The sequence below is a fragment of the Pseudomonas sp. OE 28.3 genome (assembly GCF_014268205.2).
Classification (GTDB): Bacteria; Pseudomonadota; Gammaproteobacteria; order Pseudomonadales; family Pseudomonadaceae; genus Aquipseudomonas; species Aquipseudomonas edaphica.
The window spans coordinates 3,720,395-3,735,948 of record NZ_CP077082.1 but is presented as its reverse complement, the minus strand read 5'-3'; the positions used below and the strand labels follow the sequence as shown (position 1 = coordinate 3,735,948).

The window sequence follows — 15,554 nt, the reverse complement described above, 5'->3', positions numbered from 1 at the left end:
TGCTCTTGTAGTCAGAGGGCTGATTTAGCGATGACATTCAGGCTCATTTGCTCCAGCAGCTTGTTCATATGGATGAACTGCGCAAAGCGTTTGTCCTGGGTCTGGCCGTGAAAAAAGCGGTAGTAGATCTGCTGCACAATGCCGGCCAGGCGGAACAGGCCGTAGGTGTAGTAGAAGTCGAAATTATCGATCTGGATGCCGGAGCGCTCGGCGTAATAGTCGACGAATTGGCGACGAGTCAGCATGCCCGGCGCGTTACTGGGCTGGCGGCGCATCAGTTGCACGGGCGCAGGGTCAGCGGCTTCGATCCAGTAGGCGAGGGTGTTGCCCAAGTCCATCAGCGGGTCGCCCAACGTGGTGAGTTCCCAGTCCAGCACGCCGATGATCTGCATTGGGTTGTGCGGGTCGAGGATCACGTTGTCGAAACGGTAGTCGTTGTGCACGATGCTGGAGGTCGGGTGGTCGGCCGGCATCTTGTCGTTGAGCCACGCGCGCACGGTTTCCCAGCTGGGTGCGTCGGGCGTCAGGGCTTTTTCGTAGCGGTCGCTCCAACCGCGGATCTGGCGTGCTACATAACCTTCGGGCTTGCCCAGGTCGGCCAGGCCGCAGGCAGCGTAGTCGACCTGGTGCAGTTCGACGAATTTATCGATAAAGCTCTTGCACAGCGCCTCGGTCTTGGCCGCGTCCAGGCCCAGTTCGGCCGGCAGGTCAGAGCGCAGGATGATGCCGTTGACGCGCTCCATCACATAGAACTCGGCGCCGATCACCGACTCGTCAAGGCAGTGCACATAGGCTTTGGGGCAATACGGGAAGCCGTCCTTGAGCTGATTGAGAATGCGGTATTCGCGGCCCATGTCGTGGGCGGACTTGGCTTTGTGGCCAAATGGCGGGCGGCGCAGCACGAATTCCTGGCCAGGGTATTCCAGCAGGTAAGTCAGGTTGGATGCGCCACCGGGGAACTGGCTGATCTTGACCGTGCCGGCAAGGCCCGGAATATGCGCCTTGAGGTAGGGATCGATGAGGCTGGCATCAAGTTCTTCGCCGGGGCGAATCTGGGTCGATTGGTCGTTAAGCGCCATGCTTATCCCTTCTGCTTATTCTAAAGGCCTTGGACTATTGGCTAATCTAATGCGCACCGCCGCCCAGCGACAAGGTCGGGGCGGCTTAATAGGTTAGCGTGTTGGACGATGATCAGCGGGCCTGATGTGCTCAAATGACCAGCATGGCCCGGCCACCGGGGTTGCACGACAAATTGGCACCGATTTCGACTTTTGCCAGGTCGATGCCCAGGCCGGCGAGCAGGTTGTTGACGATGGGGTCGAGCAGCGGGCCGAGCAGCCCGGCAATCAAGCCGCCCAGGGTGGTGAGCAAGCCGTTGACCACGCCCGTGACCAGGCCCAACACGGCGCCCAACAGGCTGGCCATTTTGGGCGGGTGGTTGATCAGTTGGATGCCGGTGAGTGTTTGCTTGAGGCTGCTGACCGCGTTCGAGCTGGCGAATGCGTAATAGAGCGGTTGCTGGTTGATAGCGGGCGGCTCGGTGTAGGTGTGCGCACGCTGGGTTTTCAACACGTCGCTGTCGATTCGGATGCCCAGGCCGCCCGCCGCAAAGGCCTGCCTGTCGCTACACACGCCGGTGCCGCGCTTGCAGGTTTTAGTGCCGATATCCACCACCGGGTACTCGTCTACCTTGAGTTTTTCTGTGGACGAGTACAGATTCTTGGGGTCAACCTGGCCAATCATCGCGCGCAATGCCGAGGTTTCGCCGAGTACCGACAACGACTTTTTGCCGCTGTCGCAACTGTAGCCAGTGACCATAGCGCTGCCGCCAGCGGCTTCCAGGGCGATGTCGAGGGTGTCGCCGATTTCCAGGCTGGCGACCAGGCAACAATTGGGATCGAGTAAGCCAAACAGGCCGCCCAGCAGGTCACTGAGCGCTTGCACCGTGCCACCCAGCAGGTTATTCACCAGCGTGACGATCGGCAGTTTTACCGAAATCAAAGTGCGCACCTGGGCGGTGCGCACATAAATGGGCTGCTTGGCGATATCCTTGGGGTTGCCGATGCTGGAAACCTGCCCGGGCTCGATCACTTTGGTCGACACGGTCACGCCGAGCAGGCCCAGCACATCCACCGGCAGCTCCACGGCAACTGCGCTGGCCTTGTTCGACAGCTGCACAAAGCCCTGGATCAGGTTGAACAGTTGCAGGTTCACATCCAGCGCACTTTTGTCGGTGCCGTTCTGGATATTGATCAGGTCGCCCAGGTGCAGGATCTGCGTGCCCGGCGCAATCAGCTTGATGGCTTCCAGGTTGTTGATCACCACTTTGACCGCGTCACCGCCCAGCTTGAGCACATCAATGGCCGCCTGGATCAGTTGGCCTACAGTGGCGTCGGTCTTGAGCAGTTGGTCGTAGTTACCGGCGCTGACTTTCAATTGGATGGCCAGCGCATCCAGGTACTTGAGCAAGCTGATATCGGTATTGAGCAGCCCATTCCAGCCGACTGCGTCCAACTGCAACTTGCCGCCCAGCAGGCCGCCGATCAAGGCGTTGAGGGCGACAGACTGGGTGCTGTCCACCGTTAACAAGGTGCTGCGAACCGTGAGCTGGGCAACCGTTGGGGTGGGGGCGGCGGCGACGGCGGTGGCGCTGAGCAGCGTTGTCAGGTTGACGGGCTGGCCCGAGAACAGCGTGAGCAAGCCATGGGCAAGGCTGGTGTGCACGCGATGGGTAGCAATCACCCGGATGGCATCGGTTTTGCTCGGGTCGGCGCTGAACGTGCGCATAAAATCTGCGCCGGTGGCCAGGGTGCCGCAGGCGGTCGCCAGCGTGCGATTGTCGTCAAGGCTAAAGTTGTTGCGTGCGGCGCTTTCGGTCGCAAATTGTGCGGCATTGTTAGCGGGCGCCGCGCATGTGCCGCTGCGGCTCACCGCTTCCAGCGCAGCCGTATCGGCCACACGCTGCAATTTGCGCTTCTCCAGGTACAGGCGACCGCTGTCGACCACCAGCAGCAGAAACAGCAGCGCAATACCAAGGGTTACCGCGCCTATCAGGCCGATGGCGCCGCGTTGGCGGGCCGGGCCGAGTCCATGGCCAATCATTGTGCGTTCCTTCGCCGGTCCTGCACCGACGTCCTGAGCATCCCCGCAAGCAGTGTAGTCAGGTTTTGCGTCGGCGCTGGCTAATCGCTACTAGTTGCGCGGCGGCAGGGTAACCGGTGTCAGCACTGGGCGGCCGGCGAAATATTCCACCAGGTTATCGGCCACGCGTTGCACGGTGTCGTGGGCCGCTTCCGGCGACAGGCCGGCGACATGGGAGGTGAGCACGGTATTGCTCAGCCGCTTGAGGGCGTCGGGCACTTTCGGTTCATCGTCGAACACATCCAGCGCGGCACCGCCGATACGCCGTTGCTCCAGCGCAGCCACCAAGTCCGCAGTCACCACCACGCTGCCGCGTCCGATGTTCACCAGGTAACCGTTCGGCCCCAGCGCATCCAGGGCATGGCGATCAATCAGGTGGCGGGTGCTGGCCCCGCCCGGCGTGGCCAGGATCAGGAAGTCCGAGGTGCGCGCCAGCTCCACGGCGGTTGCGCAATAGGTGTAGTCCACATCGTCGCGGGGCTGGCGGTTGTGGTAACTCACTTCCATGCCAAAGCCGAGGGCGGCACGTTTGGCAATCTCCATGCCCACTGCGCCGAGACCGAGAATGCCCAGTTGCTTGCCGCCCAGGGAAGGGCGCATCACTTTGGGCCATTCGCTGCGCCGCACCGCCGCGTCAGTCTGGGGAATGCCACGCACCAGTGCCAACAGCAACGCCATGGCGTGGTCAGCCACTGACGGCGCGTTTACGCCGGCGCCGTTGGTTACCACGATCCCGCGATTGCTCGCCGCTTGCAGGTCCACGTGTTCATAGCCGGCGCCGATCACGCAGATAATCTCGAGCAACGGCAGCGCCGCGATTTCCTCGGCATACAACCCCAGCGGGCCACGGGTGAGTACCGCCTTGATCTGCGCGCCGTGGGCCTTGATCGCCTGGGCACGCTCGGCCGGTGTCGGCGCCAGAATCACATGGAAGTCGTTACTCTCGATGATTTGCAGGTATTCGTTGATGGTTTCAACCAGGACCAGAACAGTGGTGGACATCGGAAGGCTCTTCCTGAAGGGTTTGATAGGAGGAGTATGCGGGATTTGTAAGACGGAACGATTTGTTCGGTCAGAAAAAATCCCGCACAGGCAGTTCTAGAACTCAACATCCTGAGCTTTCACCCGCTTCACAAACGCCCCCGCCAAGGTCGCATTGTGATGCTCGATGATCGCCTTGGCCGGCAAGGTCGGGGTGTCCATGCAAGTATGAGCGTCCTCGGGCAGTATCACCGAAAACCCAAGCTCGGCCGCTACTCGGCACGTGGTGTCGATGCAAAACTGGGTTTTCATGCCGACCACCACCAATTCATCGACCTGTGCCGCCGCCAGTTGTTGCGCCAGGTCAGTGCCCAGGAAGCAGCTGGGGCGGGTTTTGTTGAACAGGTGATCGTGAACGTCGTCGACGTTGAGGCCTTGCCACAGTTGCCATAACGGGCTGCCAGCTTCGATCGGCGAACCTGCCGGGCCGGTGTGGCGAGCGACGAAGATAGCCACGTTGGCCCTGCGTGCGCGCTGGATAAGCTGGTTGATGGTGCCCAGCACGCGCTCACGCTCGAAGGGCTGTTGCGGCCCGTCGTATAAACCGGTTTGCATATCGATGATCAACAGGGCGTTAGCCATGGTCTTGCTCCTTGCAGTGGCCAGCGGGCGGGGCAAGAAAAAGGCCCCGTCCATTGCTGGCGGGGCCTTGGGGTGTTTCGGGATGTTTTTAGCTTTCGCACCCACAGCCACCGCCCGACCCGCCATAAGCGGTCGTGGTGGTGGTGCGGGTGAGGCGGCGCTGAATGAGATTCATGGCTCGATCATGCTGGGGCGGGCGCGTGGCTGTCAACGGCGCTGCCATAGCTTCCTCAAAGGGCCGCCGCCACACTGCCATTATTGGGCAGAATCCGCCTGCTGCGCCTGGATTTGCTCTGCTTGCGCGATCGGCCTGAAATCGTAGGTAGGATAGAATTCTGTTGTGTAGGCACCCCAGGCAGTGCGCTCTATCGCCAGATTGACCTCTACCAGGCGCGAAGCCGGCAGGCGTAGCACGACGATCTGTCCGATGCCCATGGTGACATTCCAACTGACCACTTCAACCCCGGCAGGAGGAAATACCTTGTGAAAGGCTTGCTTCGCCAATTGTGTCTTCAACTCGCTCAAGGGCCGCGACTGATCATGTTTGAGAAACACCGTTAACATGACGGCGTTATCAGCTGTGGCCGCCACAGTGCTTACGCTGGAGGGAGCGGCGGTGTTGGCAGTGGCTGCTGCGGGCAACAGAGCAACAGTCAACAGCACAGGTATTAACAATGATGTGAGGGCGTTACATGGCTTCATCTTGGGCACCTTGCAGTCTATTAATTCAAGCGGCGTAGCGTCAGGCGTGAGGGCTGACTAGTTCGACAGCGCAGTTTTTATCGGGCCGATATAAGGCGCATGGACGACATAGATTCGAACAGGAGGGTTGTTGGCAATCATGTCGCGAGGTACTTCGCGCGAGTAGGTGAACTCGTTCTTATCCAGTTTTTCCAGTCGCCTGACCACGGTTTTGATCGGTCCCACATCGGGCACCAGAATATGGGTATTTTGGTCGCCTGTGACGAGGAAGTAGCCGCCACCGCCATCGGCGTATTTTGAAAGCCCGGTGTCAGCATAGAAGAACTCATAACGGTTGCGCTGTGGGTCCCACATTGAAATGCCCACCACACCGGGGTAGTTGGCCTTGACATCCTTATCCGGGGCACCCTCGATATAGACTTTGGTGGTCAACCATTGTGGGGAAGAGGCCAGCGCCTGGATATCCCGTTCAGGCACGGTTGGCGTTGCGTAACTTTCGCTGGATTTAAATAGGCCGATAAGACACAGACCAGTTAATACAATACTGAGTGTTTTCATTCTTGAATTCCTGAGGCTGCTGGCTAAGAGCGCGGCATGATGTTTGTGCGAGGGACGCGGCGATCTTAGTGTGTGCTCTGGCGGCGGCTCAATGGTTATGTATGGTCTTGTAATAGTTAATGGTCTATCTCAGTGGAAATATTATTTAGATGTAGGCTGTGTCTGCTTTAAATGTCGGATACTTCTTGGAAGTTGCTTCTTTTGACGGATTTTTGGCAACGCCATAACCTTTCGCAGCCCACGAAAGCTGCCGTCCGCCACCCTCCTTGAATTGCTGCGCCGCTCAACCATTCCTCAGCTAAGTCTTTGCTTATTCGAGAGAATCCCGGACAATCCGGCCCCTTCTATGGTCGAGGCGCTGCCTGTCAGGTTTTTCTGACTCGCCCCGGCCGTGTAAATGCGGAGATCCGACCGGATGAATGATCAGGCCAATAGCGTCGACGAACGCTATGCAACGACACCTGCAACCCTCACAAGCTGGAGCCGCCAGGACACCACCTGGATGCTCGGCCTGTTCGGCACCGCCATTGGCGCCGGTACTTTGTTTTTGCCGATCAACGCCGGCCTGGGCGGCTTCTGGCCCCTGGTGATCCTGGCATTGCTGGCGTTCCCGATGACGTTCTTCGCTCACCGTGGCCTGACGCGCTTCGTGCTGTCCGGCCGTGCCGGCTCTGACATCACCGACGTGGTTGAAGAGCATTTCGGCCTCAAGGCCGGTGCACTGATCACCTTGCTGTACTTCTTCGCCATCTTCCCGATCCTGCTGATCTACAGTGTGGCCCTGACCAACACCGTCAGCAGTTTCATGGAACACCAACTGCACATCATGCCGCCGCCACGGGCGATCCTGGCCTTTGTGCTGATCCTCGGCTTGCTGGCCGTGGTGCGTTGCGGCGAGCAAGTGATCGTCAAGGCCATGAGCCTGATGGTGTATCCGTTCATCGTCGCCTTGCTGTTCCTGGCGGTGTACCTCATCCCGCACTGGACCGGCGGCATCCTCAGCACTGCCAGCGAAGTCCCGGCGCCGTCCGCGCTGCTCAATACCCTGTGGCTGGCGATTCCGGTGATGGTGTTCTCGTTCAACCATTCGCCGATCATCTCGGCCTTCGCGGTTGATCAGAAGCGCCAGTACGGCGCCAATGCCGATGAGCGCAGCTCGCAGATCCTGTGCCGCGCGCACCTGTTGATGGTGGTAATGGTGCTGTTCTTCGTGTTCAGCTGCGTGCTGACGCTGTCGCCGGCACAGCTGGCCGAAGCAAAAGCGCAGAACCTGTCGATCCTGTCGTACCTGGCCAACCACTTCGACAACCCGACCATCGCCTTCGCCGCGCCGTTGATTGCGTTCGTGGCGATTGCCAAGTCGTTCCTGGGCCACTACATCGGTGCCAGTGAAGGCCTCAAGGGGCTGGTATTGAAAACCGGGCGTCGTCCGGCTGCCAAGTCCCTGGACCGCATGACCGCCGCGTTCATGCTGGTAGTGTGCTGGCTGGTCGCCACGCTCAACCCGAGCATTCTCGGCATGATTGAAACGCTGGGCGGCCCGATCATCGCGTCGATCCTGTTCCTGATGCCGATGTACGCGATCCGCAAGGTGCCGGCCATGGCCAAGTACCGTGGGCAAGCATCCAATGTGTTTGTCACTGCGGTGGGCCTGGTCGCGATTACTGCGTTGGTTTACTCGCTGTTGTCCTGATGACAGACGCCGGGTAACAAAGCCGATTCGCGCACTGCGTGAATCGGCTTTTTTTTGTGTCCGAAAAAATCCCCATGCCAATGAGGGCTAAGCTGTCGACGTGTTGGTTCCCTTTGGAGATACCCATGGCTCGGCCCCGCCCGCAATTGGTCACAGGCAAGCTGGAAAAACTGCACCCTACACAATTGACGGTCGGCATGGCGGAAGTCGCTGCCAAGCGCGACGCCTGGACCAAACTCAAGCGCAAGGAGCGCGCCGCCGCCCTCGACAAGCACTGGTTCCCTTGTGTGCTGGGGCCGGACGAGCGCTACTACATCACCGACCATCACCACTTCGGTATGGCTTTGATTCTGGAAGAGGTCAAGAGTGTGTCGCTGCTGATGCTCAAGGACCTGTCTTTCGTGGAGCGCAGCACCTTCTGGAATGTCATGGCATTCAATCAATGGGTCCACCCCTACGACGCGCGCGGTTTGCGGCGTACCTATGAGGCCATTCCCCGCAAGATAACCGACCTGCAGGACGACCCTTACCGCAGCCTTGCCGGCCTGCTGCGTACCGCCGGCGGTTACGCCAAGGACGCAACACCGTTCAGCGAGTTTTTGTGGGCGGACTTCTTTCGCAGCCGTATCGGCAGCGATGTTGTCAGCCAGCCAAATGCCAAATTGTTGGGCAAGGCCATGACTCTGGCGCGCAGCCAGGAAGCTCGTTATTTGCCAGGATGGGTTGGGCCGATTGAAAACTGAAACCGTTACGCCCGTTGCCGTACCCCCCAATCGTACCCAGGACATCCTGGCCGGGTTGTCCATCGCCGGGTTACTGCTGCCGGAGGCTGTGGCGTATTCCAGCATCGCTGCGTTGCCGCCGCAGGCCGGTGTGATCGCCTTGTTTGCCGGGCTGGTGTGCTACGGCCTGTTGGGCACCAGCCGTTTTGCAATTGTCTCGGCCACTTCCTCTTCTGCGGCGGTATTGGCGGCAGCTACCGCCAGCCTGGCCGGGGATGATCCGGCGCTGAGACTGTCCCTGGCCTTCGGGCTGGTGCTGATCACCGGCGTGCTGTTTGTGTTGGCCGGTTTGTTCAAGCTGGGCGGTGTGACGTCGTTTATCGCCAAGCCGGTGTTGCGCGGTTTTGCCTTCGGCCTGGCGTTGACCATCATCCTCAAGCAACTGGCCAGTGTGGTGGGCGTACACCTGACCGATAACAACCTGATCCGCTTCCTGCCGCAGTTACTGGAGCAATTAGCGCACTGGAACTGGCCGGCGGCGCTGGTCGCAGCGGCAGCATTGGCGGTGTTATGGCTGTGCGCGCGAATCCCGCGCTTGCCGGGCGGCTTGCTGGTGGTGGTCCTGGGGATTGTTGCCGGGCAGTACCTGGGCTTGCAGGCCCATGGCGTGGCCTTGATCGGCATGATTGATCTGCGCCTGGAGCTGGGGCACTTTCCCGTGCTGCCGTTCGCGGATTGGTTGCGCCTGGGCGAGTTGGCGTTTGCCTTGGTCATGATCCTGTATGCGGAGTCCTACGGCTCTATCAGTTCGTTCGCACTTAAACATGGCGACCGGGTTTCATCCAATCGCGATCTGTTGGCGCTGGGCGCGGCGAACCTGGTGTCCGGGTTGTTCCACGGCATGCCCGCCGGCGCGGGCTATTCGGCCACGTCGGCGAATGAGGCTGCCGGCGCCGGTTCGCGCCTGGCGGGCATCGTTGCGGCGCTGGTGGTGCTGGTGATCGTGTTGACGGTGCTGCCGTATGTGGCGTTAACGCCGGAGCCGGTGCTGGCAGCCATCGTCATCTACGCGCTGGGCCGTGGCTTGAGCCTGCAACCCCTGGGCCGTTACTTCCTGTGGCGCCGCGACCGGTTGCTGGTGATCTGCGCTGTGGCGGCAGTGCTTGTGCTGGGCGTGCTGGATGGCTTGCTGGTGGCGGTGGCGATCAGCGTAGTGTTGATGCTGCGCCAGATGTCTTCGGCGGATATTCAAGTGCTGGGGCGCCTGGGCGACAGTCATGACTTTGTTGACCGTCAACACCATGCGGATGCGGTGCAGGTGCCTGGCTTGCTGATTGTGCGGCCCAGTGAGGCGCTGTTTTTCGCCAATGCCGAACGCATCCTGGGCGCGGCGTTGCGCTTGATGCGTCAGTCGCCGGTCGAGGCGGTGGTGTTGAGCCTGGAAGAATCGCCCGACCTTGACGGCACCAGTATCGAGGCGCTGGCGGCGTTTTTTGCGCAGGTGCACGGGGAGGGCAAGCGGCTGGTACTGGCGCGGGTGCGGCATGCGGCGATGGAAGTGCTGCAAGCCTTGCCCGAAGCCGTTGCGCCACAGGTTTTGCTGAGTGCCTTGAGTGTTGATGGTGCAGTGCAGTTGGCGTTGCACGCCAGGCAGTGAGTGCCAATGATCAAAAAATGTGGGAGCTGGCTTGCCTGCGATGGCGGGTTGTTGGTGGTGTACATATCCGTTGCTGCGGTAACGGCTTCTATTGGTTCCGCTCTTACAGCGGGTCACTTTTGTAAAGACCGGAATGCCGGCCCAGACAAAAGTAACCAAAAAGTCTTCGCCCCAACACTCGGTGCCTCGCTTAGGCTCGGCATGCCCGCAATCCGCCAGTGATTTGGGGGGGCGCCGCGATGGGCCATCCTTGGCCCAGCGCGGCTAAACCGGCATCCCTGCCGGTTTACCCCCCAAATCACTGTCAGATTCCGGCCATCGTGTTTGACGGGGCGATTTCAGATCAAGATCAAAAGCGCAGATCAAAAGACCGCTGACTTCGCCAGCGAAAATGATGTAAGGGCCAGAGCAACAGCAACAGCAGAGCCATACTCGGTCAACTGTGGGAGTTGGCTTGCCTGCGATAGCATCAACTCGGTGTGCCTGATGTACCGAGGTGTCTGCATCGCAGGCAAGCCAGCTCCCACAGAAAAGCAGATCCTCAGTGTATGTAAATCCGCTTTTCGCTTTTGATCTAACCACTCAGGTCGGCTTTCAGGCCGCCGTGCTGTAGATCTTGATCTTGATTTTGATCTGAGGCGCCCCGTTAACCACGATGGCCGGAGTGCGGGCATGCCGAGCCTAGGCGAGGCACCGAGTGGTGAGGCACAAACCTTTTGGTTACTTTTGGCTGGGCCGGCATTCCGGGCGTTTGCCAAAAGTGACCCGCTGTAAGAGCGGAACCATAGGTCGCCGCTATCAAAGAAATGGATATGTACACCACCAAAAGCCCGCCACAGCAGTCAAGCCAGCCCCCACAGTTGTTTATCAGTGTGACGAATACTCGTATTCCAGGCATAAAAAAACGCCGCGCATCTTGCGATGCGCGGCGTTTTTTAAATCACAACATCTTAGGCTTGAATCACCGGGATGTTGGCGCTTGCTGCGATTTTGCGGAACTCGGCGATCTGGTCGAAGTTCAGGTAGCGGTAAACGTCGCTGGCCATGGTGTCCAGTTTCGCTGCGTAACCCATGTACTCTTCGACGGTCGGCAGGCGACCCAGCGTGGAGGCAACTGCCGCCAGTTCTGCCGAAGCCAGGTAGACGTTCGCGCCATCACCCAGACGGTTCGGGAAGTTACGGGTCGAAGTCGATACGACAGTCGAGTTCGGCTCTACACGTGCCTGGTTACCCATGCACAGCGAGCAGCCCGGCATTTCCATGCGCGCGCCAGCCTTGCCGTAGATGCCGTAGTAGCCTTCTTCGGTCAGTTGGTGAGCGTCCATCTTGGTCGGCGGCGACAGCCACAGACGGGTTGGCAGCTGACCCTTGACTTGCTCCAGCAGCTTACCGGCAGCGCGGAAGTGACCGATGTTGGTCATGCACGAACCGATGAACACTTCGTCGATCTTCTCGCCGGCAACACTGGACAACAGACGGGCGTCGTCCGGGTCGTTCGGTGCGCAGAGGATCGGCTCGTTGATTTCGGCCAGGTCGATCTCGATGATTTCGGCGTATTCGGCGTCGGCATCGGCTTCCATCAGCTCCGGGTTGGCAACCCAGGCTTCCATCGCTTGGGCGCGACGTTCCAGGGTGCGTGCATCGCCGTAGCCTTCGCCGATCATCCAGCGCAGCAGGGTGATGTTGGAGTTCAGGTACTCGGTGACGGAGTCCTTGGACAGCTTGATGGTGCAACCGGCAGCCGAACGTTCAGCCGAGGCGTCGGACAGCTCAAAGGCTTGTTCCAGCGTCAGGTCGTTCAGGCCTTCGATTTCCAGGATGCGGCCGGAGAAGGCGTTCTTCTTGCCTTTCTTCTCTACGGTCAGCAGGCCAGCCTGGATCGCGTAGTAAGGAATGGCATGAACCAGGTCACGCAGGGTGATGCCAGGTTTCATTTTGCCTTTGAAGCGCACCAGGATCGATTCCGGCATGTCCAGTGGCATTACGCCAGTGGCTGCGGCGAACGCGACCAGACCGGAACCGGCCGGGAACGAGATGCCCATCGGGAAACGGGTGTGGGAGTCACCACCGGTACCGACGGTATCCGGCAGCAGCATACGGTTCAGCCAGCTGTGGATGATGCCGTCGCCTGGACGCAGCGAAACACCGCCACGGGTCATGATGAAGTCAGGCAGGGTGTGGTGGGTGGTCACGTCGATCGGCTTAGGGTAGGCCGCGGTGTGGCAGAAGGACTGCATTACCAGATCGGTCGAGAAGCCCAGGCACGCCAGGTCCTTGAGTTCATCACGGGTCATTGGACCGGTGGTGTCCTGGGAACCTACGGTGGTCATCTTCGGTTCGCAGTAGGTGCCAGGACGAACGCCTTTGCCTTCTGGCAGACCGCAGGCCTTGCCGACCATTTTCTGTGCCAGGGTGAAGCCTTTGCCGGTGTCGACAGGTGCTTCAGGCAGTTTGAACAGGTCGGTAGGGCCAAGGCCCAGTTCAGCACGCGCCTTGTCGGTCAGGCCGCGACCGATGATCAGCGGGATACGGCCGCCGGCGCGAACTTCGTCCAACAGAACCGGGGTCTTCATTTCGAAGGTGGTCAGGACTTCGTCGGTGCCGTGTTTGCAGACTTTGCCAGCATGCGGGTACAGGTCGATCACGTCGCCCATGTTCATGTTGGTGACGTCGAATTCGATTGGCAGTGCGCCAGCATCTTCCATGGTGTTGTAGAAGATAGGAGCGATCTTGCTGCCGAAGCAGAAGCCGCCGGCGCGCTTGTTCGGCACGTAAGGTACGTCGTCGCCGAAGAACCACAGTACCGAGTTGGTTGCCGATTTACGCGACGAACCGGTACCCACCACGTCGCCGACGTAGGCGATCGGGAAACCTTGGCCGCGCATTTCTTCGATCTGCTTCATCGGGCCGGTTTTGCCTTGCTCGTCCGGCACGATGCCTTCGCGCGCCATTTTCAGCATGGCCAGGGCGTGCAGCGGGATGTCAGGGCGGGACCAGGCGTCCGGGGCAGGGGACAGGTCGTCCGTGTTGGTTTCGCCGGTGACCTTGAAGACGCGCAGGCTGATCTTGTCGGCCAGGGTTGGGCGGTTGCGGAACCACTCGCCGTCAGCCCAGGACTGGATCACGCCTTTGGCATGTTCGTTGCCGTTCTTGGCTTTTTCGGCCACGTCGTGGAACGCATCGAACATCAGCAGGGTGTGCTTGAGTTGGGCGGCAGCGACAGGGGCCAGCTCGGCGTCGTCCAGCAGCTCGACCAACGTCACGATGTTGTAGCCGCCTTGCATGGTGCCAAGCAGTTCAACCGCGCGTTTCTTGTCGATCAGGGGAGAAGTGACTTCGCCCTTGGCCAGGGCGGACAGGAAACCGGCCTTGACGTAGGCAGCCTCGTCAACGCCTGGTGGAATGCGGTTGGTGATAAGGTCAACGAGAAATTCTTCTTCGCCAGCCGGAGGATTCTTCAGCAGCTCGACCAGGCCTGCGGTTTGTTCGGCGTTAAGCGGCTGGGGAACGATACCCAGTGCTGCACGCTCTTCGATATGTTTGCGGTAGGCTTCAAGCACAGTTATTACCCTCATCAGTGGTCCCACGGGACGCTCATCCAGAAATGAACGGCACGCATGCGCTCGGGGGCTTTTTGGGCCGCAAAGCCAGCGCTGCCGGCATTCCTCACAGAAGCTGCTTTCAAAGTTTTACGCCTGCAGAACGGAGCTGATGAGGGTTGGCGCGGGCTCTGACCTACCGGGTCGAACCTGCGCCAACACCGTTCTGAAGGAACGACTGTGCTCGTGACGCTTTGAAAACAGCTTCCAGCGGATTATTGGCGCCTTACAAGGCCGGATGATTCTACGGCAAAAAAAATCTAAAGGTAAGTTACCTAGCCAAGTTTGCTGGGTGATCAACCTTAGACAAAGGGCTAACATGGCGCACTGTTTCGCTGATTTGTGTGCATTGCCCATGTCCAACCAAGCCATCAAGACCCCCTGCGTCGGCCTGTGCTCCACGGTTTACGGCGATCTCGTCTGCCGCGGTTGCAAGCGCTTCCACCATGAAGTGATTCAGTGGAATGGCTATAACGAAGAAGAAAAACGTGCGGTATGGCTGCGGTTGGAGCAACTGTTGGTGCAAGTGATGGCCGGCAAACTGGAAGTCTTCGACCCCAAGATGCTGCGCGGGCAGCTTGAGCTGCGCAAGATTCGCTTCGTGCCGCACCAGTCCGAGTACTGCTGGGCCTACCAGTTGATCGCCCGAGGCGCGCGGGTGATTTCCAACCTTGAAGCCTATGGCATGGTGTTGCTGCCGGAGTTTCGTGAGTGGGCACTCCCGGAACTGCGCGATGCCATCGATCGAGAGTTCTTTATCTTGTCCGAGGCGCATTACCAACGCTATATCGCGCCGGGGTTCCTGAGAGACGCACTGGGACACTGACCACGCAGGTCAATGTGGGAGCTGGCTTGCCTGCGATGGCGGCAGATCAGCCAAAGGTGTTTTGACTCAAAGGTCGCTATCGCAGGCAAGCCAGCTCCCACCTTTGATCTCCATAGTCTGAAGAGGCTACGTCAGGCCTTGGTGGCCAACTCCTCCAGGTGATCCATCAACGCCTGCGGCTTGAGCACCAGCACATCACTTTCCACCGCATCCAGCACCACCTCCGCCGTATTACCGATCAGCGCTCCGGAAATCCCGGTGCGCGCCACTGTGCCGATAATGGTCACCGCCGCTTGCAGTGTGCGCGCGGCATAGGGGATCAACACATCCGCCGGGCCTTCGTTGATGTGCAAGTGGGTGTCGTCGATATCAAACTCGGCCTGGAACGCCTTGCATTGCTCGCGATAGCGCGCCTCGATAGTTTCCTTGAGCTGGAAGGTCGGGTCTGCTGCTGACAGCATGGGGGACGGGTGAGCGCTGATCACATGCAACTGGGCCTTGGCCAGGCTTGCAATATCGAACCCATGGTCGACGATAGCGTTGTGCAGTGCCTGGTGTTCGCTGTCGGTGTTGCCCACATCAATGGCCGCCAGCACCACCTTGCCGGCCCAGGGCGTCGAGGTTTTTACCAGCAGCACCGGCGTAGGGCAGTAGCGCAGCAGTTTCCAGTCTGCTGGCGTCAGCAGGGCCTTTTTCAATGGGCTGTCCGGAAAGTGCTGCTTGATCACCAGGCCACAGCCTTCGGCCTGCTGCACGTCGATGATGGTTTCATGCAGGCTGTCATTCCACGCCTGCTCGGTGGTCACGCTGTAGCCGTCCTCCTGCAGGCCGGACTTGAGCAGGCTGAGCAGCGCCGAATGCTCGTGCTTTTTGTCGCACACCAGCAAGTGCAGGTGCGCGCCGGTGACCCCGGCAATCAGCTTGGCGCGCTTGAGCGCGAGGCTTTCGGAATGCTCGGGTTCGATAACCACCAGGATGCTGCGGATGGCTTGCATGGTCGGGGTCTCCAAAGGGTGGGCCTGGAACAACTATA

General features: G+C 59.8%; 12 protein-coding genes. 4 read left to right on the top strand and 8 right to left on the bottom strand.

Translation table 11 applies throughout. The features are described 5' to 3' along the window. Window positions 1-11: 11 nt before the first annotated feature. The 6 genes from HU759_RS16725 to HU759_RS16700 all read right to left on the bottom strand — a co-directional run bounded on the left by HU759_RS16725 (window position 12) and on the right by HU759_RS16700 (window position 6,024). Entirely contained in the window at window positions 12-1,079 is a 1,068-nt protein-coding gene (locus tag HU759_RS16725) for a phosphotransferase family protein (protein WP_170039607.1), read from the bottom strand. A gap of 130 nt (window positions 1,080-1,209) precedes the next feature. Next, window positions 1,210-3,102, bottom strand: coding sequence for a pilus assembly protein TadG-related protein (locus HU759_RS16720; RefSeq protein WP_099549330.1), 1,893 nt, complete (start codon window positions 3,100-3,102; stop codon window positions 1,210-1,212). Between the two features lie 90 nt (window positions 3,103-3,192). Then, window positions 3,193-4,143 carry a 2-hydroxyacid dehydrogenase gene (locus tag HU759_RS16715; RefSeq protein ID WP_170039601.1) on the bottom strand — a complete coding sequence of 317 codons (951 nt, stop codon included), beginning with the start codon at window positions 4,141-4,143 and terminating at the stop codon, window positions 3,193-3,195. Between the two features lie 96 nt (window positions 4,144-4,239). Next, window positions 4,240-4,764, bottom strand: a complete 525-nt coding sequence (locus HU759_RS16710) for a cysteine hydrolase family protein (protein ID WP_170039598.1) — start codon at window positions 4,762-4,764, stop codon at window positions 4,240-4,242. 255 nt (window positions 4,765-5,019) lie between these two features. Further along, entirely contained in the window at window positions 5,020-5,466 is a 447-nt protein-coding gene (locus HU759_RS16705; RefSeq protein WP_138453228.1) for a hypothetical protein, read from the bottom strand. A gap of 57 nt (window positions 5,467-5,523) precedes the next feature. After that, window positions 5,524-6,024: a DUF4822 domain-containing protein gene (locus HU759_RS16700; RefSeq protein ID WP_170039595.1), complete on the bottom strand. Its 501-nt coding sequence runs from the start codon at window positions 6,022-6,024 to the stop codon at window positions 5,524-5,526. Window positions 6,025-6,439: 415 nt separating this feature from the next. Here HU759_RS16700 and HU759_RS16695 point away from each other — a divergent pair, with 415 nt between their 5' ends. From HU759_RS16695 to HU759_RS16685, 3 genes are all read left to right on the top strand, one after another. Continuing rightward, a complete protein-coding gene (locus HU759_RS16695; RefSeq protein ID WP_170039592.1) occupies window positions 6,440-7,717 on the top strand; it encodes a serine/threonine transporter in 1,278 nt (425 codons plus the stop codon). Between the two features lie 125 nt (window positions 7,718-7,842). Beyond that, entirely contained in the window at window positions 7,843-8,460 is a 618-nt protein-coding gene (locus tag HU759_RS16690) for a ParB-like protein (RefSeq protein WP_017136633.1), read from the top strand. Beyond that, entirely contained in the window at window positions 8,450-10,096 is a 1,647-nt protein-coding gene (locus HU759_RS16685; RefSeq protein ID WP_186618420.1) for a SulP family inorganic anion transporter, read from the top strand. Before HU759_RS16690 ends, HU759_RS16685 begins: the two co-directional genes overlap by 11 nt. Window positions 10,097-11,046: 950 nt before the next feature. On the opposite strand, the gene acnB is transcribed toward HU759_RS16685, so the two are convergent. Further along, on the bottom strand, window positions 11,047-13,656 hold the full coding sequence (gene acnB, locus HU759_RS16680; protein ID WP_017137496.1) for a bifunctional aconitate hydratase 2/2-methylisocitrate dehydratase: 2,610 nt from the start codon (window positions 13,654-13,656) through the stop codon (window positions 11,047-11,049). Between the two features lie 394 nt (window positions 13,657-14,050). Between acnB and HU759_RS16675 the strand changes: the two genes are divergently transcribed. After that, complete coding sequence (locus HU759_RS16675) at window positions 14,051-14,521, top strand: DUF1289 domain-containing protein (protein WP_017137495.1); 471 nt, start codon at window positions 14,051-14,053, stop codon at window positions 14,519-14,521. A 131-nt stretch (window positions 14,522-14,652) separates the two neighbouring features. Here the strand turns inward: HU759_RS16675 and HU759_RS16670 are convergent, their stop codons facing one another. Beyond that, window positions 14,653-15,516 carry a universal stress protein gene (locus HU759_RS16670; RefSeq protein ID WP_138453854.1) on the bottom strand — a complete coding sequence of 288 codons (864 nt, stop codon included), beginning with the start codon at window positions 15,514-15,516 and terminating at the stop codon, window positions 14,653-14,655. Window positions 15,517-15,554: the final 38 nt, after the last annotated feature.